General features: G+C 32.7%; 13 protein-coding genes and 6 pseudogenes. 5 read left to right on the top strand and 14 right to left on the bottom strand.

The window, feature by feature from the left end; all coding sequences use genetic code 11:
- Nucleotides 1-34 precede the first annotated feature (34 nt).
- The 3 genes and pseudogenes from MHH59_RS29740 to MHH59_RS29750 form a co-directional block, all read right to left on the bottom strand.
- A pseudogene (locus MHH59_RS29740) lies at nucleotides 35-6100 on the bottom strand (amino acid adenylation domain-containing protein); the annotation flags it as partial.
- A 19-nt stretch (nucleotides 6101-6119) separates the two neighbouring features.
- Nucleotides 6120-12326 (bottom strand): annotated as a pseudogene (locus MHH59_RS29745) (amino acid adenylation domain-containing protein); the annotation flags it as partial.
- A gap of 1282 nt (nucleotides 12327-13608) precedes the next feature.
- On the bottom strand, nucleotides 13609-14304 hold the full coding sequence (locus MHH59_RS29750) for a thioesterase II family protein (protein ID WP_340853596.1): 696 nt from the start codon (nucleotides 14302-14304) through the stop codon (nucleotides 13609-13611).
- A gap of 247 nt (nucleotides 14305-14551) precedes the next feature.
- Here MHH59_RS29750 and MHH59_RS29755 point away from each other — a divergent pair.
- Nucleotides 14552-14689 (top strand): annotated as a pseudogene (locus MHH59_RS29755) (transcriptional regulator); the annotation flags it as partial.
- A gap of 92 nt (nucleotides 14690-14781) precedes the next feature.
- Entirely contained in the window at nucleotides 14782-15489 is a 708-nt protein-coding gene (locus MHH59_RS29760) for an IS6 family transposase (RefSeq protein WP_340853598.1), read from the top strand.
- A 103-nt stretch (nucleotides 15490-15592) separates the two neighbouring features.
- Here MHH59_RS29760 and MHH59_RS29765 read toward each other — a convergent pair whose 3' ends face one another.
- The 9 genes from MHH59_RS29765 to MHH59_RS29805 form a co-directional block, all read right to left on the bottom strand.
- The gene (locus MHH59_RS29765) at nucleotides 15593-15775 is read right to left on the bottom strand and encodes a hypothetical protein (protein WP_340853600.1); all 183 of its coding nucleotides are present in this window, start codon (nucleotides 15773-15775) and stop codon (nucleotides 15593-15595) included.
- A 220-nt stretch (nucleotides 15776-15995) separates the two neighbouring features.
- On the bottom strand, nucleotides 15996-16271 hold the full coding sequence (locus MHH59_RS29770) for a hypothetical protein (protein WP_340853602.1): 276 nt from the start codon (nucleotides 16269-16271) through the stop codon (nucleotides 15996-15998).
- Nucleotides 16272-16646: 375 nt separating this feature from the next.
- Nucleotides 16647-17600 (bottom strand): nucleoside 2-deoxyribosyltransferase, encoded by a 954-nt coding sequence (locus tag MHH59_RS29775; protein WP_016093785.1) that lies wholly within the window; start codon nucleotides 17598-17600, stop codon nucleotides 16647-16649.
- A 362-nt stretch (nucleotides 17601-17962) separates the two neighbouring features.
- Nucleotides 17963-18430 carry a GNAT family N-acetyltransferase gene (locus MHH59_RS29780; protein WP_340853604.1) on the bottom strand — a complete coding sequence of 156 codons (468 nt, stop codon included), beginning with the start codon at nucleotides 18428-18430 and terminating at the stop codon, nucleotides 17963-17965.
- Nucleotides 18431-18468: 38 nt separating this feature from the next.
- Nucleotides 18469-18933, bottom strand: coding sequence for a VOC family protein (locus MHH59_RS29785; RefSeq protein WP_340853606.1), 465 nt, complete (start codon nucleotides 18931-18933; stop codon nucleotides 18469-18471).
- A 316-nt stretch (nucleotides 18934-19249) separates the two neighbouring features.
- Entirely contained in the window at nucleotides 19250-19792 is a 543-nt protein-coding gene (locus MHH59_RS29790) for a site-specific integrase (RefSeq protein WP_149191216.1), read from the bottom strand.
- The gene (locus MHH59_RS29795; protein ID WP_033729031.1) at nucleotides 19792-20274 is read right to left on the bottom strand and encodes an ArpU family phage packaging/lysis transcriptional regulator; all 483 of its coding nucleotides are present in this window, start codon (nucleotides 20272-20274) and stop codon (nucleotides 19792-19794) included. Before MHH59_RS29795 ends, MHH59_RS29790 begins: the two co-directional genes overlap by 1 nt.
- Before the next feature lie 27 nt (nucleotides 20275-20301).
- The gene (locus tag MHH59_RS29800; protein WP_033729033.1) at nucleotides 20302-20472 is read right to left on the bottom strand and encodes a hypothetical protein; all 171 of its coding nucleotides are present in this window, start codon (nucleotides 20470-20472) and stop codon (nucleotides 20302-20304) included.
- Nucleotides 20473-20585: 113 nt separating this feature from the next.
- Nucleotides 20586-20708, bottom strand: a complete 123-nt coding sequence (locus MHH59_RS29805; protein ID WP_085960919.1) for a DUF3983 domain-containing protein — start codon at nucleotides 20706-20708, stop codon at nucleotides 20586-20588.
- 252 nt (nucleotides 20709-20960) lie between these two features.
- On the opposite strand from MHH59_RS29805, the pseudogene MHH59_RS29810 reads away from it, so the two are divergent.
- A pseudogene (locus tag MHH59_RS29810) lies at nucleotides 20961-21246 on the top strand (hypothetical protein).
- A 422-nt stretch (nucleotides 21247-21668) separates the two neighbouring features.
- Nucleotides 21669-21884, top strand: coding sequence for a spore germination protein (locus MHH59_RS29815; RefSeq protein ID WP_033729037.1), 216 nt, complete (start codon nucleotides 21669-21671; stop codon nucleotides 21882-21884).
- Between the two features lie 936 nt (nucleotides 21885-22820).
- Here the strand turns inward: MHH59_RS29815 and MHH59_RS30960 are convergent.
- Nucleotides 22821-23009: pseudogene (locus tag MHH59_RS30960) on the bottom strand (hypothetical protein); the annotation flags it as partial.
- A gap of 1501 nt (nucleotides 23010-24510) precedes the next feature.
- Here MHH59_RS30960 and MHH59_RS29825 point away from each other — a divergent pair.
- Nucleotides 24511-24666, top strand: a pseudogene (locus MHH59_RS29825) (spore germination protein); the annotation flags it as partial.
- 87 nt (nucleotides 24667-24753) lie between these two features.
- Here MHH59_RS29825 and MHH59_RS29830 read toward each other — a convergent pair.
- Nucleotides 24754-25032 carry an AbrB/MazE/SpoVT family DNA-binding domain-containing protein gene (locus MHH59_RS29830; RefSeq protein WP_215553215.1) on the bottom strand — a complete coding sequence of 93 codons (279 nt, stop codon included), beginning with the start codon at nucleotides 25030-25032 and terminating at the stop codon, nucleotides 24754-24756.
- Nucleotides 25033-25044: the final 12 nt, after the last annotated feature.

A 25044-nucleotide genomic window follows, 5' to 3' on the forward strand; every position in this document is an offset into this window, starting at 1 on the left:
TCGTTGTTAATGGGAATGAATCTAGAAATACATATGCGGAAGGATGCATATATTCAGGTAATTTTTCTTTCAAGAAACTCCTTAATTCTTGTCGAGTAGGGCTATTCTCCTGTTTTATAACCAAATATGCCACAAGGCGTTTTTCACCTACACTATTACTAATTGCTATAACTGTTGCCTCTCTTACTGCTAAATGTTCCATAAGAACAGTTTCGATTTCACCTAATTCTATACGAATACCTCTAATTTTCACTTGATTATCTAAACGTCCTAAAAATACGATAGCTCCATCTGATCGATAGTATCCTTTATCTCCTGTTTTATACATAAGGGTATTAGATACAAATGGATTTGAAATAAAAGCTTCATTAGTACGTTTAGGATCATTGAGGTATCCTCTTGCCAATCCAACTCCACTTAAATATAAATCTCCCGCAACACCTATTGGAACCGGTTGTAAATGTTTGTCTAATATATAAACTTGATTATTGTCAATCGGACGACCAACAGGCACAGTAACCTCTTGATTTGCTTCACTAAGGGAACATACATGGGCAGTAGAATCAATTGAAACTTCTGTAGCTCCCCACTGATTGTACAAATTACATCTAATTCGTTCAAAAAACATTTTTACAACTTCTGGATGAAGCGCTTCACCACTTGATATTACATGTCGAAGAGAAGTTAATTTAATTTGACTTTTTTGATCTACACTATCAAGAAAGGCCGTTAACATACTAGGAACAAATTGTAATACCGCTACCTCATAATTAACCGCTGCATTTAAAATGGCTTGAGGGTCTTTATGAAGCTCTGGTTCAAGCATTGCAATTCTTCCCCCCACCATCAAAGGCCAGAAAAACTCTACTGCAGCATCATCAAAAGTCAAAGTAGTTTTTTGTAAAACCGTTTCGGTTTCCTTCAACTGATATCTACGTTGCATCCAATTCATACGGTTAACCCATCCCCTATGAATATTTGCAACTCCTTTTGGCTTACCGGTAGATCCTGATGTGTAATAAATTGAAACTAAATGTTCAGCCGTAACATTAGTTTCAGGTGAATACTCTGGATAATCCTCTATTTCTTTTGAATCTTTATCAATACAAACTACAATAACTTCATTCGGAAAAACATCATTCAAATGCCTCTGAGTAAGACATACCTTTGACTTCGAATCTTCTAATATTTGAGCTATTCGAGCAGATGGAGCATCGATTTCTAAAGGTACATACGCTCCACCTGCCTTTAGAACCCCTAATATGGAAATTACTAAGTCTAAAGACCGTTCTACACGTACACCTACTGGAATGTCTGGACCTACACCCTTCATTTTTAAGTAATGAGCTAGTTGATTTGCTTTTTTATTCAATTCATCATAGGTTAGCGTTTTATCTTGATAAACTACCGCTATATTTTCAGGTGTCTTTATAACCTGTTCTTCAAATAAATGGTGTAAACAATGATTATCTTGGTAGGTGACTTCAGTATTGTTCCATTCAGTTAATAATTGATATCTTTCCTTCTCCGTTAATATTGATAGAGTTGAAATTGATTGATTAGGATTTTCTAAAAAAGCTTGTATCAAATTATTAAAGTGATTTATCATTCTTTTTATCGTGTCTGCAAAAAATAAATTAGTATTATATTCAATTTCTACTATGAGCCCTTCCGTGTCTTCATGTACACATAATGTCATATCAAACTTTGCTGTTTCAGTTTGAATTTCAAATGGTACTAAATTCACATCCGAACTCTTTACTATTTTTGTAGAATCATTTTGAACAACAAACATTACGTTAAATAAAGGTGAATACCCCATCTCTCTCTCCGGATGTATTTCTTCCACTAATTTCTCGAATGGGACATCCTGATGAGAGTAAGCTTCTAAAGAAGTCTCTCGTATAAGCTTTAAAACCTCTCTAAATGTCTTATCTCCTGATAACTTCGTACGTAAAGGTAATGTATTGACAAAAAAACCTACTAAACCTTCAATTTCACTTCTATTACGGTTTGCGATTGGTGAACCAATTATGATATCCTCTTGTCCTGTATATCGATAAAGCAGCGTTTTAAATGCGGCTAGTAAGGTCATAAATAATGTTGTGCCTTCTTGTTTGCTTAAACTTCTTACTTTTTGAGTAAGTTGTTTCGAAAGGACGAGCTGTTCAACTGATCCTTGATATGTTTGTTTTACTGTCCTAGGACGATCGGTCGGTAAATTTAGTACGGGAAGTTCCCCACCTAGCTGCTCTTTCCAATAAGCAAGCTGTTTTTCCAAAGTCCCTGCCTGTAACCAATCACGTTGCCATACCGCGAAGTCTGCGTATTGAATTGATAATTCTGATAAAGATGAAGGTCCTCCAGAACAAAAATCTTCATATAGTGTTGATAGTTCTTTTATAATTACATCCATTGACCAGCCATCTGAAATAATATGATGCATATTTAACATCAATATATGTTCTAATTCATCCAGCTTTATTAGATATTCACGGATTAACGGGCCTTTATTTAAATCAAACGCCCGATGGGCTTCTTTCTTTATCAATTCATTTTTTTGGTATTCCTTTTTTTCTTTTACTAATTTTGTTAGATCAATGACCTCAATATTCTTTTGTTGAAATGGCGTAACCACTTGAACTGGCTTTCCTTCAACCTCCTTAAATACAGTTCTAAGGATTTCATGTCGACGAATAATTTCATTTATACTCTCATTTAATGCCTGTACATTTAATGTTCCTTTAAAGAATATAGCTACAGGAATATTATAAGAAACATTTCCTGGCTCTAACTGATCCAAAAACCATAGTCGTTGTTGCGCAAATGATAAAGGTAAGTTTTCCTCTCTCGTTACAGGTTGGATAGGTAAATTCTGAGAATATGAACTATCTCTTTTCATTTTTTCTATATTATTCAGGATTCCCGCTACAGTTGGATTTTCAAAAAATGTTCGAAGAGGTAATTCTATTTGTAACACATCACGTATTCTTGATGTCACTTGTGTCGCTAGTAAAGAATGCCCTCCTAAATCGAAAAAGTTATCATAAATACCAATTTTCTCAATTTTTAAAATCCCACTCCATATATCTACTAAAAGTTCTTCAATTGGACTACGTGGTCCAACATATGTTACTTCTAATTCTAGGTTTATTTGGTCAGGCTCTGGTAATAACTTTTTGTCGACTTTCCCATTAGAATTCAATGGGAAAGAGTCCATCAATACAAATGCAGTGGGAATCATATATTCAGGTAATTTTTCTTTCAGATAATTCCTTAGTTCAAACACAGATAACTCATATTCCTGTTTTAAAATTACATAACCTACCAAATATTTATCTTTAGTTTCCTTATCAATGCGTGCCATAACCACTGTTTCCTGAACAGCTTGATGTTCTCCTAATACGCTTTCTATTTCAAAAAGTTCGATTCGAAAACCTCGGATTTTCACTTGATTGTCAATTCGGCCCAAAAATTCAATATTTCCATCTGGTAAATAGCGAACTAAGTCCCCAGTCTTATACAAACGGGCTTTCGAACCTGAAACAAAAGGATTAAGAATAAACTTTTCTTCTGTTAACTCTGGTTGATTTAAATATCCACGTGCTACTCCCTCTCCTCCAACATATAATTCTCCCGGAATTCCTATCGGAACTAATTGTAATTTATTATCCAAAATATATGTTTGAGTATTAGAAATAGGTCGACCAATAGGGATTGTTTTTCCCTCTTCCAATGTTTCTTGTATTGAATACCATGTAGAGAAGGTTGTATTCTCTGTAGGACCATATCCATTCAACAGATTTTCAGGTGAGCCATACTTAAATACCTGCTTTACCGCCTTTGGATCAATAACATCACCACCCAATACTACATATTGTATAGACTGGAATGCCGTTGGCACCTCACTCACAATTTGATTAAACAGAGCGGGTGTTAAAAACAATATATTTATTCCTTGATTTTTAATCTCCTCCGCGAAACTTCTTGGAGAAAGTATGATATCTTTTGTGATTCCTATCAACTCAGCCCCATTTAATAGAGCACCCCAAATTTCAAAAGTTGCCGCGTCAAAAGAAGTATTTGAAGCTTGAGCCACTTTGTCGGAATATTGGAAAGTTACATAGTTTGTATTACAAACTAATCGATTAATTGCTTTATGAGGAACACATACCCCTTTTGGTCTACCTGTAGATCCTGAAGTATAGATAATATAAGCTAAATTTTCTGGAGTAGTATTAACATCTAAGTTTCTAATACTTTCTTTGGATATATTTATCCAATCTGTATCTATAGAAACTATCTTACTATTATGTTCAGGAAGCCCTTCTACTAATCGCTCTTGTGTGAGTAAAATTGGCACCTTCGAGTCTTCTAACATAAACGCCAATCGCTCTTTTGGATATGTCGTATCTAGAGGAACATACGCTCCGCCAGCTTTTAAAATTCCTAGTAACCCAATTATCATATCTACAGAGCGTTCCATATGAATTCCAACTAATACATCTGGACCTACGCCAAATCTTTTTAAATAATGAGCCAATTGATTTGCCTTATAATTCAGTTCACTGTACGATATATGCTTATCTTCATAGGTTACGGCAATTGTATCCGGATACAATTCTACTTGTCCCTGGAATAATTGATGTACACATTTATCTTTTGGATATTCTGTTTCTGTCTTATTCCACTCCAACAACATTTGTTGTTCGTAATCTGTTAAAAGAGGAAGCTCACTCAAGCATTGATTTGGATTTTCTATAATCCCTTCTAATAATGTAATAAAATTGCTAATCATATTTTGAATTGTTATTTTATCAAATAAATCAATACTATATTCAAATATTCCCACCAATTCATCAACATTCTCTTCCATAGAAAGTGTCAAATCAAACTTTGCTACTTCTGTATGAATCTCTACAGGATTAACAATTAGTTCCGGTAATTCTATAGAATTGTATGAGTTATTTTGTAGCACAAACATTGTTTGTGCTACAGGTGAATAACTTATATTTCGCTCAGGTTGTAGTTCCTGAACTATTTTTTCGAAGGGAAGATCTTGATGTGCATGAGCCTCAATTGATAAATTACACACCTTGGCTAATAAATCCTTAAACGTCATATTCTCAGATAAATCTGTACGAATAATTAAAGTATTAACAAAGAAACCAATTAATTCTTCAAGTTCTCTCGCATTTCGATTACTAACAGCTGTCCCTACTAAGATATCTAATTGGCCAGTATAACGATAAAGTAATGTTTTAAATCCAGCAAGCAAAGTCATATATAAAGTACTTCCCTCTTGCTGACCTAATTTTTTTATTCCTTGGGTAAGACTTTTAGAAAGTTTAAATTTTTCGACTCCCCCCTTAAATGATTGTTTAGCTGGTCTTGGTCGATCTGTTGGTAAATTAAGTATCGGTAAATCTCCACCTAATTGCTTTTTCCAATATGAAAGTTGCTTCTCTAAAACCTCGCCTTGTAAGCATTCTCTCTGCCATACCGCAAAATCTGCATATTGAATTGATAATTCTGATAAAGAACACGTTCCTCCACTACAAAACTCTTTATAAAATGAGGCAATATTTTTCGCAAGAATTTCCATCGACCAACCATCTGAAATAATATGATGCATATTTAACATTAGTACATATTCAGATTCACATTTTTTTAATAAATTAACTCTAAAAAGTGGACCTCGGTTTAAGTTAAACGGTCGGTGAGCCTCTTCTTTAAGCCATTTATTAGTTTGAAATTCTTTTTCAGATTTCGAATATTTAGTCATATCTACGACTGGGATGACTATTTCTTTATATTTATCAACAATTTGAACAGGCTTTCCATCAATCTCATTAAAAGTAGTACGTAAAATTTCATGACGTTTTAAAATCTCATTAACACTTTTATTAATAGCTTCAACATTCAGATAACCTTTCATATAAAGAGCGATTGGTAAATTATAAACACTACTCTCTGGTTGAAATTTGTCTATAAACCATAGTCTTTGCTGGGAATATGAACAAGGGAAGACAAATACCTCCTCCTCTTCAAATTTCTTCACTTCATTATCTAAGTAGAAATCCGTTGAATTTTGTTTCATCTTTTCACTCCTCTTTTAATTAAATATTAGGTCGTTTTTGAAGGTAGGTTTCTCGAGAAATTGGCTTAATGCTGTTTTTAATAATTTTATTATTCATTCTTTTTATTTTTTCAGACATTTCAAAGATTGTAGGTGCTTTAAAGAAGTCCATTAATTGAATTTCTACTTGCAGTGTATTACGCAACCTAGATGTAACCTGCATTGCCAATAAAGAATGACCTCCTAATACAAAGAAGTTATCATATATACCTATTTTTTCAATTTCAAGTACTTCACTCCAAGCACTTGCTATTTTTTCTTCTATTTCATTACTTGGTTTTACATAATTCACCTCTAAATCTGGTCGTTCCACCCTTGCTTTCGGCAAGCGTTTCCTATCTATTTTCCCATTTATAGTGAGTGGCATAGTATCCAGTTTTTCGAATACAGAAGGTATCATATACTCCGGTAAATATCCCCTTAAATATTCACGCAGCTCATTACTTGATAACACTTGATTTTCTTTAAATGTTATATATGCCACTAAACGTTTATCTTTCGTTTTATCTTCTTGAATTAATACCGCTGTTGAATCTACTACAGGATGTTGAGACAATAATGTCTCAATTTCTCCTAATTCTATTCGATACCCTCTAACCTTAACTTGATCATCCATTCGGCCTAAAAATTCTATATTTCCATCTCCTAAATAACGACCTAAATCTCCTGTTTTATATAACCTTGCTCCTTGTCTTCCACTAAAAGAATCTATAATAAATTTTTCTGTAGTCAATTCAGGCTGATTCAAATATCCACGTGCTACTCCTTCTCCTCCAATATAAATCTCACCTTTTACACCAACTGGTACTTGTTGTAGGTTTTTATCTAATATATAAATTTGCGCATTAGATATAGGACGTCCTATTGGAACTTGTCCACTTATAGACGTATCCGATGAAACTTCGTATGTAGAACATCCAACTACAGTTTCTGTTGGACCATACTCATTTATTAATCGGGTGTTAGGTGCATACTTTCTCCATAATGCAGTATTCTCTTCAAAAAGTGGCTCGCCACCAATTACAATTGTATGTGCCTTTCCAGCAAACTCTTCTGGCTTAAGTTGCTGACTTAAAAGTTTTAAATGTGCTGGTGTTATTTTAAGCAAACTCAAGGACTTACTCCCCTTAATAATTTCACCAAATGCTTCAATATCAGCTGATTCTGGTATTAACATAACCTCTTTCCCTACTAATAATGATGGGAATATACTTGTGATGGTTAAATCAAAGCTAAGAGAAGAATGAACAATCGTTCCTACGCCATGTGTGACGTCATATTCTTTAATACACCAAACAAGATAGTTAGTGAGACTATAGTGTTGTATCATGACACCTTTCGGTCTTCCCGTTGAGCCAGAAGTATAAATAACATATGCCAAATTATTAGATGTTACTCTACTTACAAAGTTATTTTTACTTTCTTGTGAAATTTCTTCCCACTGTCTGTCTAAACAAATTACATTTTCATTCAGTTGAGAAAATAAGGGAATTAACTTTTGTTGCGTTAATAAAAGTGACACTTGAGAATCCTTAAGCATATAGGCAATCCGATCCTTCGGATAAGTAGGATCAATTGGGACATACGCTCCACCTACTTTATGAATACCTAAAATCCCAATAATCATCTCACAAGAACGCTCTAAACAAATTCCAACTAAAACTTCAGGACCAATCCCCTGTTTCTTTAAATAATGAGCTAACTGATTAGCACGGTTATTTAACTCTCTATATGTCAATTTTTCCTCTTCAAAAGACACGGCAATTGCATCTGGAGTCTTCTCTACTTGTTCCTCAAATAATTCATGGAAACATTTTTCTTTTGGATATGGTGTCAAAGTATTATTCCAATTAAGTAAAGTATCATTTTCATGCTCACTCAATAAAGGTATATCCTTAATTGCTTGAGAAGGGTTACATACTATTCCTTCTAACAATATTTCGAAATGTTTAATTATTTGTTTAATACGTATTAAACTAAATACATCCGAATTGTACTCCAGTCTACCCACTAATTGATTTCCTTCTTCTGTCATCGGGAGATATAAATCAAACTTTGCCGTTTCTGTGTGAACCTCTAGAGAATCTACAGTTAAATTTGATAATTTAAAATTATACTCTGGAGTAAGTTGGAACATTACCTGAAATAATGGCGATTGATTTATATTTCTCTCTGGCTGCAACTCTTCTACTACTTTTTCAAAAGGTACATCCTGATTCGCATAGGCATCTAAAGAAACTTCACGCACTCGTTTCATTAGTTCAATAAACGTTAAATCATCTGATAATTTTGTTCTTAGGGTTAATGTATTAACAAAAAATCCAATTAGTTTTTCAATCTCTCCCCAGTTACGGTTCGCTATAGGTGCACCTATTGATATATCCTCCTCACTTGTGTAACGATATATCAATGCTTTAAATGCCGCTAATAATGTCATAAATAAAGTAGTTCCCTCTTGTCTACTTAATTTTTTAAGATCTTCGGTTAGTTTCTCAGATAAAATAAATTTTTCAACTTTCCCTCTAAATGTTGCGGTTATCGGCCGCGTAAGATTTGTAGATAAATCTAAAATCGGAAGTTCTCCACTTAGTTGCTTTTTCCAATAAGCAAGCTGATGCTCCAATACCTCTTCTTTTAACCATTCTCTTTGCCAAACAGCATAGTCCACATACTGAATTGGCAAATCAGGTAAAGGCGATTCATCCCCTATAGAAAATGCTTCATAAAGGGTAAATAATTCTTTTGCAAGTACTCCCATAGACCAACCATCAGAAATGATATGATGCATGTTCAATAGCAACACATACTCTGTTTTATCTACATAAATTAAATAAGTTCTAAAAAGTGGGCCCTGAACTAAATCAAAAGGTCGAATAACTTCACTCTTTATAAATTGTTTAACTAGTAAATCCCTTTGCTCTTTTGGATATTCTGTAAAATCTTTAATTGATAAATTAAAACCCTGATGTGGCTTAATAATTTGTACTTGCTCTCCTTTTATATTATCAAAGACCGTTCGAAGAGCTTGGTGCCTTCTTGTAATTTCATTTAAGGATTGCTGTAATACTTTAACATTAAGAGGCCCTTTTAAACGCAATGCTACTGGAATACTATATAATGATTTTCCAGAAGTAAATTCCTCAAGAAATAATAATCGTTGTTGAGCAAAAGATAGTGGTCTTTTTATCTCTGTTTCATTAATAGTTGTTTGTGGAATCTGATTTTTATATTCTACTCCCATAAGTGCATAAATTTTTTCACTAAGTCCAGCAATTGAAGGGGCATCAAATATACTTCTTACAGGTACTTCTATCTGTAAAATGTTACGTAACCTAGATACAATTTGTGTAGCCAATAAAGAATGTCCGCCTAAGTCAAAAAAGTTCTCATAAATCCCAATTTTATTTACATTAAGTAACTCTGCCCAAATACCTGCAACTAATTCTTCAATCGGGTTACGCGGCATACAATAATCTGTAGATTCTGAATCTATCCGTTCTCGAGAAGGTATAGGTAACTTACTTCGATCTACTTTACCATTAGGTGTCAGTGAGAACCTATCCATTAATACAAAATAAGTCGGAATCATATAATCTGGTAATTTTGATTTTAAGTAACTTTTAATCTCTGGCACTACTGTGTTAACAAACTTTTTTTGAAGAGGATTATTTGAATATATTTTCCAAGATTTAACCTCTCTCTTTATATTATTAGTTCTTATCTGATCTTGATTTAAAGGTTCTATTAAGCCCTGGCGCTTAAATATTATATTAAAACGTCCAGAAATTACTGGTTCACTCAATTTTATTTCTACATCATAAGACAATTCTGCTGCCATTCTCCAAAAGTCCTCTGGGTTTAATCCAATATCCTCATTTTCTTTTTCCAATAAAGTTCTCAAATCAGCTACTGTTTTAATTTCTAAATTATTTTTTAATAAATCAATTAATAGAATGTCTTTATTCACTCGAGCATCTTTTATATTATTAACTTCTAGGATCCTAGTTTCTTCGTTTTCTAATTGTTTACGAATTAAAGGTAAAGATAAATTATCCTTATTCCAATCTAAACTAGGATAATTGGTTTTCAATACAGGTTCTGTACCTATCTTTAAAACTACATCGTATCGAAAACTTGTTAATTCGTTAGCAAACTCTCCCATCTTAGGAAGTATAACTACATCATTAATTTCTGGTATATGCCTTTGCAATGCGTAGAAAAATTCTGGATCAATTACTAATTCATTATCTTGCTTAATTCGATTTTCTACATTTTTCTTAAACTGTTCTATTGTTACATTTGTTTTGGAATGATGCATTTCCACTTTTGTATGAAACGCTTCTACTAATGGTAAACTTCTTATATCACCTAAAAAAATCGATCCTTTAGAATCAATTAGTTTCACAGATTCTTCTAAAACACGAACTAAATACTCTATACTAGGAAAATATTGAATTACAGAATTCATTATAATTGAATCAAATTCCCCATCATGCAAGTCTTGAAAATTATCAGCTGATTGATGAAGGAGTTTAACATTAGCAGATAATTTCCCACGTTCAATTATCTGCTTTTGAATATAATTTAATGCTTTATTTGAAATGTCTGTTCCATAATAATGCTTACATTTAGGGGCAATTCGATTCAATATCATTCCTGTCCCACAGCCAATTTCTAATGCAACTTGTGGTTTTAAGTCAAGAATTCTTTCGACCGTCGTTTTTAGCCAATACTGCATTTCACCCTCGGGAATTGGTTCTCCAGTATAACTACTATTCCAACCGATTATATTAAATGTTGGATCAGATGTTCTAGGAGATTGAGTATAAAAATTATCAAAAATCATTTCCCATTGTTCAGTTTGCTCCCCTTGTAATTCTTTTCCCTCTTCCCCACTTTCATAATGAGGATTTTGAACTACATATGCCACAAGAGATTTATTATTAGATTCCTGTTCCTGTTCCTGCTCCTGAGCCAATACAACCGTTTTTAGAATAGCTGGATGTTGTCCAATTATCGTCTCTATTTCACCTAATTCAATTCGGAATCCCCTAATTTTCACTTGATTATCTATTCGACCTAAAAATTCAATATTTCCATCTGGTAAATAGCGAACTAAGTCCCCAGTCTTATACAAACGGGCTTTCGAATCTGAAACAAAAGGATTAAGAATAAACTTTTCTTCTGTTAACTCTGGTTGATTTAAATATCCACGTGCTACTCCCTCTCCTCCAATATACAGTTCACCAGGAACTCCTATTGACAGAGGCTGAAGGTTTTGATTCAATACATATATTTCTGTGTTAGCAATTGGACGTCCAATCGGTATGTTTGTTGCATCCTCAGGAACATTTTCAACTAAATACCAAGTTGTAAACGTAGTACTCTCAGTTGGTCCATACACATGTAATAACCGCTTAGGCTTTCCCTTTTTTATTACTTCTCTAACAGACTTTGAATCTACAGCTTCTCCTCCAAATAAAACTGTCATTGAATTGAAAATTGATGGTAATTCCCTAGAAAATTGATTAAACAATGCAGTTGTTAAAAACATTATATTAATTTCGCATTTTTTTATAATTGTTGCGAATTCTCTAGGGGCTAGTAATACATCTTTAGAAATAATAACCATACCAGCTCCATTTAACAGGGCACCCCAAATTTCAAAAGTTGCCGCGTCAAAAGAAGTATTTGAAGCTTGAGCCACTTTGTCGGAATATTGGAAAGTTACATAGTTTGTATTACAAACTAATCGATTAATTGCTTTATGAGGAACACATACCCCTTTTGGTCTACCTGTAGATCCTGAAGTATAGATAATATAAGCTAAATTTTCTGGAGTAGTATTAACATCTAAGTTTCTAATACTTTCTTTGGATATATTTATCCAATCTGTATCTATAGAAACTATCTTACTATTATGTTCAGGAAGCCCTTCTACTAATCGCTCTTGTGTGAGTAAAATTGGCACCTTCGAGTCTTCTAACATAAACGCCAATCGCTCTTTTGGATATGTCGTATCTAGAGGAACATACGCTCCGCCAGCTTTTAAAATTCCTAGTAACCCAATTATCATATCTACAGAGCGTTCCATATGAATTCCAACTAATACATCTGGACCTACGCCAAATCTTTTTAAATAATGAGCCAATTGATTTGCCTTATAATTCAGTTCACTGTACGATATATGCTTATCTTCATAGGTTACGGCAATTGTATCCGGATACAATTCTACTTGTCCCTGGAATAATTGATGTACACATTTATCTTTTGGATATTCTGTTTCTGTCTTATTCCACTCCAGCAACATTTGTTGTTCGTAATTTGTTAATAAGGAAAACTCACCTAAACATTGATCTGAGTTTAAAACAATATTACTTAATAAAGCATTAAAGCTCTCCAATATACCACTGTTTTTTTGTGAATTAACTTGATTTTTATCATACTCCAAAGAAACTTTTAATCTATTTGTATTTTCAGAAATTTTTATTTGAAAATCGAATTGACCATTATTATTCTCTAATCCTAAGATTTTAGAATTAGAAACATACATTGAATCATTTACTTTAACTATAAAACGAGTTCCCAATAAAAAATCAAATTCACCATTTAATTTCTTATTATTTTTTTGATAATTATGACCAGAAAAATATTCACAAATTTCAAAATTTATTTTCTGAAGAAAATCATGAAATTTCATTATTTTTGATACTTTTGTATTGATTATTGTACTATCAGTAATTTCCCCATTTTCCTTATATCCCTGTTGATTACTGTCTAACATCATTTCTATTTCAACATCTTCTTCAGAATTATTACATAAAAATAATATATGTAAGCTTGCAAGTATTGTTGTTAACAACGTCACTTTTTTCTGTTCACTTAGCAGTTTAACAGAATTACTTAATGTAGTTGAAAGAAGCAATTCTTCAGTGTTTTTCACATAACCATAATCTACTTTCCACGAATAATCTGTGCTTGATATTTTGTCTGTTACATCCTGTTTACAATTACCTTCTACAGACATGTCATTTAAATTATTAGTACTGTATAATACACTTTTATGTTCCATATAAAGTAACTCCTCCTGATTTCACTTTTTATATTGAACAAAACTTAAGTCTATATTTTTAGTGAATTTTCTGTTTTTTGTTTTTATAAATTTAATTTTTTATTATTCTATATTAATTTAGAAATAACTATCATCCTACTTCTTTAAAATTATTATTCTTTTATATTAAAATCACTAATTTATTAACTATTTTTAAATCAATAATGTTAAACTTTGCTGAACATTTCCCTATGTTAAAACATAAAGTATATGTTATTTTATTTAAAATATACCATATAATTCTATAATATATACAAAAAATACCAAAGTCAATATTCTAAATAATGAAATTAGTTAATATTTTAATTAAAAGAAATATATTAAAAAGTTTTTTATCACTTCATAAAGGTTCATTCTGCTATAATTTGCTAACAAGAAGTTGATTCAATAAATCTATTACTAGTGATTCTTTTTGTTTTATAAAAAAATGCCCTCCATCAAATTCATAAAAATTACATGTTTTGCTGGTATGATCTTTCCATAACAAAATTTCACTTAGTAAAACATTATCTTGGCTTCCATAAAACACATGAAATGGAACATCTAGTACTTGACGTTGATCTGATAAACTGTAAGTTTCTACAATCTTATAATCTGCCCTTATAATAGGCAAATATATATCTAACAATTCTTTATTATCAAGTAGTTCAGCCGGAGTTCCACCTAACCTCAAAATTTTTTCACAAAGTTGTTCATCATTATATTTATGGACGACCTCTTTACTCTTAAATTGAGGAGCTGATCTTCCAGAAAAAACAAACAATTCCGGCATACGCCGTCCCTCTTCTTGTATTTTGTGTCCCAATTCATATGCAATTAGCCCACCCATACTATGCCCAAAAATGGAATACGGATTATTATCTATTTTCTGATAAATCGCATTATAAATATCTTCTACTACATCCATTATATGAATGCTTAATTCCTCTTGAAATCTTCGCCCTCTTCCTGCTAACTCAATACCACAAACATTAATTTCTGGGGATAAGAGCTCAGTCCATGTATTAAAAACACTTGCTGAACCACCTGCATACGGTAAACATATTAAATTCATAATTTCCCCTTCCTTCTTATTTTTAAAATTATTTTTCTGTAATATTAAAATATAATTTTCTCTACATATATTACTACAAATATTTCCAAATAAATGTTGATAAATATTAGTTTGAAAATACCGAAAAATTAAAATATTTGTTTTCATCTTATTTTAATAAGTAGTTTCTACATTCAAAAAGGTCCTTAAATACAATAAGAATAAGACGGTTAATCTTTTTACGATACTGGTGCATTTATATAACAAAGAGCAAGGAAGAGATATAAAGGTTTCTACACTCGTACTTGATTGTATTTCTAAAACTTTGCAATTAAATAATGATGAAACAGACTACTTATATGACCTGGCATTTGAAACAAATCCAGAAATTACAAGTCAAAAAAAGGGTTCTGGTGCAAAAACTTAAGGACAATTGCAATGAATCTATAAATCTTGGACATACTGTTACTATTACTTTAGAAAGGGTGCGTGATTGGTATGGAAAAGGAAAATGTATTCAAATGGAAGCATTATCAGCCTGATATTATTTTGTTAACGGTAAGATGGTACCTACGGTACAACCTTAGTTTTCGTGATTTGGTGGAAATGCTAGAAGAACGGGGTTTATCCATTTCTCATACAACGATTATGCGTTGGGTTCATCAGTATGGTCCTGAATTGGACAAACGAATCCGTCGTCACCTCAAACAAACAAATGACTCTTGGAGAGTCGATGAAACATATATCAAAGTAAAAGGTCAATGGATGTATTTGTATCGTGCTGTTGATTCGAAAGGAAGCACAATTGATTTTTCCCTAAACAAAACAAGAGGCCAGAAGGCTGCAAAGCGCTTTTTCAAGAAAGCCTTGCGGTCTTTTCATGTTTCAAAGCCACGTGTTATAACAGTCGATAAGAACCCAGCTTATCCTATAGCAATTGAACAGTTGAAAAAAGAAAAAAGCATAACTGATGGTATGCAACTTAGACAACAAAAGTACTTGAATAACATAGTAGAACAAGATCATCGCTTTATAAAGAAGCGAATCCGTTCTATGCTAAGGTTCAAATGTTTTGACAAAGCTACATCCATTCTTTCTGGAGTAGAAGCCATGCATATGATTAAAAAAGAACAGCTTGATTTACGGGACCAGTCTGTCCAAAATCAGAAAGAATTCATCCATCAATTGTTTGGACTTGCAGCATAAGATACGATTACGTTAGGAATATATGCGCGTTATTCTCTTTTATTTTATTTTTGCACCAGAACCAAAAAGAGTGCTGTAAAGAAGCACTCTCATTCAAAGGACTTTACCAATCTCGACGATTATCACGATCATGATTACGTCTGCGACGACATTCATCACAATCGCAGTCACGGTCACGTCTACAACGACGGTCATCACAATCTCTATGTCTGCGTCTGCAAAACATTAAATCATCCCAAAATCTATTACAATCTCTGCAATGTCTGAAATTACCATTACATCCCATAAATATGATTACCTCCTCTTAACAATAGAATTCCTCATATTCTATGATTTAAAGTTAAAAACAGCTTGTTTATTAGTCTACTTTCTGCATTTTAAAGTAATAATATTATTATCTAATCTTCAAATTGCAAGTCTATTTCAGCCCTTATCATCCCTTAACAACAAACAAGACGCCACCCAGATCACGGCAGCGCCTACGATAATTGCTATTGGTTTAATCATTATTCCGCTAATAATCCTAATTCGTGTTGAATCCCTGAGAACGAATAGCCATATGCAAATCCAACAATACGAATACCTGGAGCGTATCTATATTCTAAATCCTCGTTGTACGTTTTCCTATAATACTCTAACTTAGTATCAATATTTTGCTTATGATTAATAATTACTTCATCACTAGGGAATCCGTCCAGTTCGATTTGAACAGCTAAATACTCTGCACATTCATTTACAGCCTCATTAAAACACCGCTCTAATCCATCTAATGTTAAATCCATTATTCATCCTCCTCCAAAATAAAAAGCACCCGAATGGATGCTTTTATAGCAATTATTGATTTGTGTTTTAATTACGGTAAATGAAGTTTTATTCTTCTTCCAATCACCAAATGTCGCTACACTATTCCAACAATATTAAGTAACTGGAAGAAGAGCAAAAGCTCTCCTTAATAACGGTATCATTCAATCACTACCATCTGCTGGTTTCGGATTTTATGTGCCGTCATTATGAAACCGTTTAGACAACATATAGATTATAAAGGAATCTTTATGAGTTGTGTTTTAAGCCACTTCTCACAATACAAATATATCACGTTAACTCCAAAACAACCGGCACATTTACTGCCAAAAAGCGGTCACGACTCTGCCATGTTTTTAATTAATTGTTGCTTTAATTCTGTTTAATAATTTTTGGTATAATTCGTTTTCTGTTGACCACTTAATATGACTAAATTGTCTAGTATCAAAATGAATATCTTTAAAATCGTCATCTTTACATGTCCATATAACAGTCTTACCTAGTCCCATCGCATAACCAGCTTCGAAATAAACTCCACCTCTGTGTCCGGTAAAATCTGCAATTACAAATTTACTTTGTCTTATTTTGACTATAATTTCATCAGTTATGTCATTATTATGTTCCGCTTCTTCAATTCTGATAGGCTGGTATCCTGCCTCTTTTATAGCTTTTGTGATTGCATTCTTATATGGACCATCCATTTTTGGACTAAACGACATTGCGACAAATGCCTGCTTATTATCCGCTTCTCTTCCTTTTTCTAATTCTGCAATACGATTCCACCCTTTCGCTGTAACTGTAATATGTGCAGGGAAATCTGCTGCCGATAGCTTAGATATCTCAATCAGTTCGTCCTGAAATAGTTGGGTCGCTATATATTTCATTTCCAACAAGTGAACACTCTGTACAAAAAATAGAGATTTATCTGATTCACGAATATATACTGGGTCACCTGGAAATTTGGACAATTTAGCTAAGTTTATTAATGACTCATCCAACCTATCAGAAGCACTATCTGGATATTCACTTAATAGATCCTCTAAAAGATAAATAGGATACGGAAATTCTGAAAGATTTTTATCTGGTCGATTAAGAAAAATCATTATTTTCCCCATCCCTCTAATGGTTCTCTTTCTTAAAATTGCAGAAAGTTTTCTCTTCTGCTCTACATTTAATTCAAATCTCGCTTCTTCAGCCATGGAAAATGTACCACAATTCTCACATTTATATTGCTCTACACGTCCTCCTCCCACTCCCACTAATTGTTGTTCCTCAATAGAGTTTTGACAAACCGGACATCTTTCACTCATCACAATCACTACTTTCTTTTTTATAGTATAATCTTAACATATAAATAATCGACTTACCCATATCTTATATTGTGTGTAACTGCCCCCTTCGCTGAATCCCTTGGTATCATTGATTTCATTTAACTTTCTCTTTTGAGTTACACAGTACGAAAATTATGAGTAACTGTATAGGGATACCACCAGCATTTTGCAAAACAACCTACGCTATGCGGAAAAATAAAATAAGCTGCCCATGTGGACAGCTTATTTACATAATTATCGTTATTGGAAGTCATTTTTGTTGTGTTACTTTGAATCAACATATCAAAAAAATAGATAATGATGTTTTTAATTCAGTTGTTGAATCTTTCACAATAACTAATTTATAAATAAAAGCTCATTATAATAAGTTGGCCTTTTTTTCCTATTTTTCGTACACCTTCGTCAATAAAGCCGCATTTTTTATATAGCGATTGTGCACTAATGTTTTTTATATTTACCGCTAATACTATTTCATTTATATGTGGATATTTTTTACGAATAAAATCAGGTAGGAACAATAATGATTGTTTCGCATACCCTTTTCCTTGATAATAATAATCCGTTGAAAACGCTCGTAATAACATAGCTTTTGGATTTTCAGAGTAAGGCTTTACCCCTTCATTTTCATGAAGCACGAAAAATGTTACAAGTTCATCATTTACAAGAAATAATATAGAATGTCTGTCAGTATCGGCTATTGATAATTCTATACATTTCTTTGGTGTACCTGTAAATTGTAACTGTTCCTCAGATAATTTATAGTTTTCTACTTGTTCCTTAAATCGTTCTTCATATTCAAATAATTCCATAATGTCCTCCCATTAATTTTGCCCGTTTGTGGATTGTCTCATCGTAGTTCTCTTCCATGTATAAATTCCCACTCTTTCCAAGACATAATTTCAAGTTCCGGTCTGGGTTTATCTTCTAACATGGAAATAAACTCAACCGAGTGGCCATCTGGATCTGTAAAATAAATTGACACAGCAGGCATAAAAGGAAAGACCATTAATTCTTCGGAATTTCCACCAAAAAAATTTTCAGATTCAATCCCTAATTTATTTAAATAATCTCTCGCTTTAATAATATCCGTCATATCTACTTTGAAAGCAAAATGTTGACGCTGAATCTCCTGTGATGGATAGTTTTCTCTAATCCCAAACATGGCTTCTCCAGAACTTCCAATCCAATAGAATTTAGATTTCCGATTAGTATCTTCATATAAAGGAATGATATTGAGTAATTTTTCATAGAATTCAGCGGATATTTTATAATTACTTACATTTATATGTGTTTCAAAAATCCCTTTTATCATTTGAATCCCCCTTTTTCCATATTATACTATCTAGCAGAAATGATGTATTATGTAATGTGGGTTGTATATGATATTCATAGAGGGTTAACATAACGTCCTATTATCGGTAGCAAGGAAAAGGGAGGAAACCGTACTCTCACCAAGGAACCTTCTTTTTTTGTTCTATGAATCTATGCATTTTTTTATACATTCCTATCTTAGCGCGGTTTTAGGGTTCTTGTTTGTTACTGGAACTGTATAAAATCTTGCATACTCTTAGCGTGTTTTTTTCCAAAATGCTGCGCTACCCCTAGATTTAAAAAGAAATAAGCAGTGATTAGATTTTAAACCTAGTCATTGCTTTATCCATTGCATCTTGGTTTACACCTATATAACGTAACGTGACCTTCTCTGATGAGTGATTGAATATCTCCATGAGTAATGCTATGTTTTTCGTTTGCATGTACATGTGATACCCGTATGTTTTTCTTAACGTATGCGTCCCTATCTCATCTAATCCAAACTCTGCTGCAGCTCCGCTTAATATCTTATATGCCATGCTACGACCAATTGGACGATTCTTACCTTGTCTGCTCTGCAATAAATACTCATTGTCTTCTCTTTCTACAATAAACCATTTAAGTTCTCTTTTCAGTGCTGCAGTAATTTGTATTCGTTTCTGTTTCCCTGTTTTCTTTTCCCGCATAGATATATGACTGCCTTTAACATCCTCTACTTTCAATTTCAAAACATCTGAGATTCTGAGGCCTGTATTAATACCCATAATGAAGAGAATGTAATTACGTAAGCTCTTTTCCTTAAAATACTCTTTTAACTGCTGTATTTGCTCTGGATTACGTATTGGTTGAACAAAATTCATTATTCATTACCTCCAGTCTCTTCTGTCTCGTAAACTTCTAATCCAAGTGCAAAAGCTAGTTTATAAAATGCTTTAGACTTCCAACGGCGGTAAGTACGCTCTGACATTCCGATTTCGTTATAAACCATGTAATCACATACATCCTCTTCTTCTAAATAACGTTTACAAATAATATCCCTTTGGATACTTCCTGCACGTCCGTTTCCTAATCGATTTAGAAATTGATCAATACGTAATGACATTCTTTCGAGCCATTCTTCACGTTTACTTTGTTGAATATTCGCTATGGCAACATCTTCTAATGGCTTACCAACTACATGTGTAGGACCGTGCTCGCGCATTTCATAAGAAGGAGTGACTTTCATTTCTTTACGCATCATCCCAAATTGTCTATGTATACGTACACTTTCCAACACGCCTTCTAATTCCTCTTGTGTTGCCGTTCTATCGATTTTTGGTAAGAAAGATAATTGTTTAGTCATGTAAGACCACCCCTTTTTATTTTTTAATTACTTTTGTCTTAAAGCTCCACGTCTACGTTCATAACTTGGTCCACGAATCCCCATTAAATCTTCAATGTCACGAGTGCTTAATTTCTCTTTTTGTTTTTTCTTGTTTTTCTTCTTCGCTTGTTTTGATTGCTTATTCCACTCACGCAATTGATCCCTTAGCACATTCATTTCTCCATCTCCCTTTTCAAAATAAAAAGGACACCATTTCTTAAAACAGCTCTATTGCTGCTCTAAAAATTGGTATCCTCTAGTTTTCTAGCCGGACTGTATTCTGTTTTCATTTATTTGATAATACCAGCCTGCACAAAGATGTTTCTCCAAGCTTTGTTAACTTGGTATTTATCAACGTCTATCGCACGACGAGCGATAGCTTTTCTTATTTTCTTTTTCTTTGCATTTGCCATTCCTCTCATCCCTTTCATGCAAACGTCTCTCATTTCCATTTTGGAGCGTTTCACTCCTCTTGATACCTATATTACATTCAAAAATAATCTAAACGTGAATTGTACCTATTTTATAAAGTCCTTTTTCCCACAAAAAGATTATTTTGTTAAAAAAATTCATTTTAATTTATAACCACTATCTTTTTCTTATATTTTCCATTAAAATTCAATAGAAATATTTCGATAACAAAGGAGCAACCTATGTAGCATAATATAAATTTATGGTCCTTTATTTTTTCATTCGTTTGCATTGCTTTTTTCTTTTATATCTTGAAGTATGCACACCTGAAATGAATGCATCTTTTATAAACGTCGTTTATTTTCACCCTTTATTTTTTGTACTCATTTTTCAATAGGAACTTTTTTTGCTGGTATGAAAGGATTCTCTAAAGTAGATAATTGGATTTCAATGCTTAGAAGCATAGTAACAGTTCTACTAACACTTTTATTATCAGTGTTTTTAACACTAACTTTAATTGTGGGCTATGCATTAAGTTAAACGTATTTCTTCACGAATAAAACTCGATATTCCGTCAATACTGTAGATAACCTAGTTGGAACAAGACCTCCATTAGGTGAGCAGTTAGCTTTTGCTAGCTGTTATACCATTACCCTAGGAAACTAGGGTTTTTATTTATACAAAATGAAATTTTTATTAGAATATTTTTCTTTATTTCTCAATATAAAGAGCCTAGGATTTTCATTAACAATCCTGTAGTATATGAACAAAGAGTAAGGTAAGAGTTACTCTTTGCCATTTTAAGAAAGGTTCTGTTGGAGACAACAGGACCTTTTTTCGTAAAAGGATTATTTTATTGAGTTTTCATCAACTATACCCTTGAATTTTCAAACTCAAATGAACCTCTAGACACATACACCATATACTAATTTAAATATTTCATAAGAAAGCAGGTGAAAAATATGCCATCTATTCTCGGGAGCCTTGTCGTACAAAATAGTAATGGTTCTTTCAACTTAGGTGATTTTTATAACGTTTCTCCAAAAGAAAATACAAAAGCTTATAATGGCTCGGGCGGTTCCAATGTCGCTTTTATCGTTAATAATTTTAATGGTGTTAGTGCAACAAACACATTCGATGCTGATGTTGCCGATCAAGACCAAATTGTGTCAAATTAGGCTACTCCTGAATAAAACCCAATATTCTGTTAATAATGTATATACAGTTTCAGATTTCCCTTCATACCCGAAGGCTTAGCAGCTAGCTTTTACTAGCTGCCCTTTTTATGTTTTACACGAATAAAATTCTAAACATTGTCTAACAATGTAGTTAAGGCTTAAAAAAGTCGATTTTCCCCACTCTAGCTTTCTTGGTCGAGAGCCGAGCAGTTAGCTTTTGCTAGCTGCTCTTATTCTGTAAGTAATTCCTCCTTGAATAAATTCCTAAATATTGTCCATACTATAAATACACTTAATTTTTGAACTTCCTTCTTAAATTTTCTTTAGGAGAGCAGTTAGCTTTTGCTAGCTGCTCTTTTTTTTGGTTACTGCTTCTGTTTCTTAAAGAAATTCTTTAACTATATTTCCCTAATAAGGACAAATTCTTTAATCCGTCTCGAATAAAATAAATAATTTGGCATATAATATCTATGCATCTAGATTATTACCTCTGTATGGAGCAGTTTGGCTGGGCTAACTGCTCTTTTATTGAATAAATTTCTAAAAAGTGTTAACAATATAAGTACACCAAGGTTGAATACGAATGACCATTTCGTTCTTCTTATTCACCAGGGCAGTTAGCTCTTGCTAGCTGCCTTTTTTTAGTTTACCCGAATAAAGTTTCAAATTATGTCCCATACTATAAATGAGCTGATACAGCTTGAATTCACAGTGACCTCTGTAATGTTCTTTCCCTTTCTCTGAGGGATGAGCAGTTAGCGCTTGTTAACTGCTCTTTTGTATTGAGCAAATAATAAAATTTTGTTCTTATTTCTTTTTCAAATCATATACTTCTAAACTAGTCGTTACGCTCATAAGAGTTACCTCTTATCTGAAAAAGCACTGATGCATGGTGCTCTTTTTTAATTTCCTTATTTCTACAAAATGAAATTTCCATTCGATTTCTGCATCTAGACCATCATCAATTAAGAAGTCACATAGTATATCTAAATCACCGCTTGCCACAACCATTTCCCATGCTTCACCTCCATAACCATATTCCTCTGAAAGAGCATTAACAGCAAGGTTAAAATCTGTAAAATTAAATTCTCCGTAATTAACAACCAAACTTCGACTATTATCCACTTCTTCCGTTTGATCTAGTTTTAGCTCATCAATAGTTATGTCCTTTTCAACTAGTACCTCTTCTTCTACATATCCATCACGAACACGATCAGCTGCTTGTTCTAATGTTTCCGCTTCTACAATTCCCTCGTACACCTTAGTTTCCGTAAACGTTACAGTAAAAGTTTTCATTATCTATTCTCCTTTTCTACTAAAATGAAGTTTTTATTAAAATTTTTATCAACAATTAACACATAGAAAACACACTCCATTTTTGGTAATATATAGTTAATCCTTGAATGCTTAGTTTTTAAAAGGACCCACCCCCTCACTGTGGGTCCTTTTAAATGTTTTCTATTAAAATAGCGTTTTTAATAAAAACTTCTCACATTTAAACCGGACAAGCATATGTTATTGTATGGAATCTTTCCATTCATAGCATTCTACCTTTCTCATTTGAGAGCACACTTATATGTGTGCTCTTTTTTATTTAAGATAAAATAACGATTTTGTAGAATTTATATATACTTATAATCAACAATTGGTTATACTGTTAAAGTTCCTAACAGTCATTAATATGGAATCGACAATTGCAACAACTTTACTTCCCTAAGTCCCAGCATTTAAAGCTGGGATTTTTATTTTTGTAAGTTCATTTCTTTTTCTTCTTTAATACGTTTTCGATTACACCATTAGCAAAGATTAGGCCCTTTATGTTTCATTGATGGTCTATACAAAGTTTTAACTGGCTTGCTACATTGCGGACATTCTTGTTTATCATATTTCACGATATTTTTCCCCTTTCAAATAAGGATTTTATTAAAAAACTGCACATACATTAATCATGGTAGGCTTTTCGATATGAGTCTTGGTCATAGGGCACCTTAAAAAGCGCTCTTTATTTTTATAGTGACAGGCTCAATAACTCCAAGTAACAAATACAATATAAAAAATTCACTCATGAAAATCTGATTACGATTTTTTGAATTTTTTATATCTCATGAGACATTCACCTATCTTACTAAGAGTGCATATAAAAATGTGCTCTTTTTATTTGTTGTTAAATAAGAATTTTGTTTAATTACTTCTAGATTCCACTTGACCATTTTCTTCAGTGACAGGCTCAATAGATCCAAGTAAGGAATACAATATTAAAAATTTAATCATAAAAATCTGATTACAATTTTTATGATTCTTTCTATTTCATGAGACATTCACCTACCTTACTAAGAGTGCATATAAAAATGTGCTCTTTTTATTAACCATTTCTATTACTTCGAATACATTATTATCAAACCAAGAAATATATAGGTTTCTCTGGACCAGTTACCTTGTATTCCTTGCATTCCTTGTACACAGAATCCGTTTATAACAAACGGGTTCTTTTATTTATTCATCATAAAATAACTATTTTATTAAAATCTTCACGAGCAATAACTTCGAATTCTTAGATCAAAATGAACCTCTAGATGATTACAACATATGCTAATTTAAATACTTTCTAGGAAATTAGGTGCGTACTATGCCCTCAGTTGTAGCAAACCTTGTCGTACAAAATAGTACTGGTTCTTTCAACTTAGGCGATTTTTATAATATTTCTCCAAAAGAGAATACAAAATCTTATAATGGTTCAGGATCATCAAATGTTGGTTTTGTTATCAATACCTTTAGCGGTGTTAGGTTCGTTGTGTTATTATTTTTTATAATAAATACGGTACATGAAATTATTTTATTGATTTTAAAAAAAGCCCCTTGTAAGGGCCACTTATTTTACAAGGTACTGTTTTACTTCTTTTATTAATAGTTCCGCACCTTCTGGATTTAATGTTATCTTACCATTTGCTAATACTATGTTACGATTTGACACCTCTTCTGTTAATGCACAAACACCACCAGGCTGATACTTCTGTAAAACAATGTCTTCACCTTCTACAAAGATCTCTAATGGTGATTTTTCTTTAATACCTAGCGTATTTCTAAGTTCCTTTGGAATTACCACACGCCCTAACTCATCTACTTTTCTAGTTAATCCGGTTGCTTTCATCTAATATCTTTC

Origin of the sequence: Bacillus sp. FSL E2-0195, from assembly GCF_038003645.1 — a bacterium.
GTDB classification, from domain to species: domain Bacteria; phylum Bacillota; class Bacilli; order Bacillales; family Bacillaceae_G; genus Bacillus_A; species Bacillus_A mycoides.

Bases quoted from the DNA above. Each gene is read 5' to 3' on its own strand.
- MHH59_RS29795 (WP_033729031.1), bottom strand. From the start codon at position 20,274: ATGACTAAACAATTATCTTTCTTACCAAAAATCGATAGAACGGCAACA.
- MHH59_RS29790 (WP_149191216.1), bottom strand. From the start codon at position 19,792: ATGAATTTTGTTCAACCAATACGTAATCCAGAGCAAATACAGCAGTTA.
- MHH59_RS29800 (WP_033729033.1), bottom strand. From the start codon at position 20,472: ATGAATGTGCTAAGGGATCAATTGCGTGAGTGGAATAAGCAATCAAAA.
- MHH59_RS29785 (WP_340853606.1), bottom strand. From the start codon at position 18,933: ATGATAAAAGGGATTTTTGAAACACATATAAATGTAAGTAATTATAAA.
- MHH59_RS29750 (WP_340853596.1), bottom strand. From the start codon at position 14,304: ATGAATTTAATATGTTTACCGTATGCAGGTGGTTCAGCAAGTGTTTTT.
- MHH59_RS29775 (WP_016093785.1), bottom strand. From the start codon at position 17,600: ATGAGTGAAAGATGTCCGGTTTGTCAAAACTCTATTGAGGAACAACAA.
- MHH59_RS29765 (WP_340853600.1), bottom strand. From the start codon at position 15,775: ATGGGATGTAATGGTAATTTCAGACATTGCAGAGATTGTAATAGATTT.
- MHH59_RS29830 (WP_215553215.1), bottom strand. From the start codon at position 25,032: ATGAAAGCAACCGGATTAACTAGAAAAGTAGATGAGTTAGGGCGTGTG.
- MHH59_RS29815 (WP_033729037.1), top strand. From the start codon at position 21,669: ATGCCATCTATTCTCGGGAGCCTTGTCGTACAAAATAGTAATGGTTCT.
- MHH59_RS29805 (WP_085960919.1), bottom strand. From the start codon at position 20,708: ATGGCAAATGCAAAGAAAAAGAAAATAAGAAAAGCTATCGCTCGTCGT.
- MHH59_RS29760 (WP_340853598.1), top strand. From the start codon at position 14,782: ATGGAAAAGGAAAATGTATTCAAATGGAAGCATTATCAGCCTGATATT.
- MHH59_RS29780 (WP_340853604.1), bottom strand. From the start codon at position 18,430: ATGGAATTATTTGAATATGAAGAACGATTTAAGGAACAAGTAGAAAAC.
- MHH59_RS29770 (WP_340853602.1), bottom strand. From the start codon at position 16,271: ATGGATTTAACATTAGATGGATTAGAGCGGTGTTTTAATGAGGCTGTA.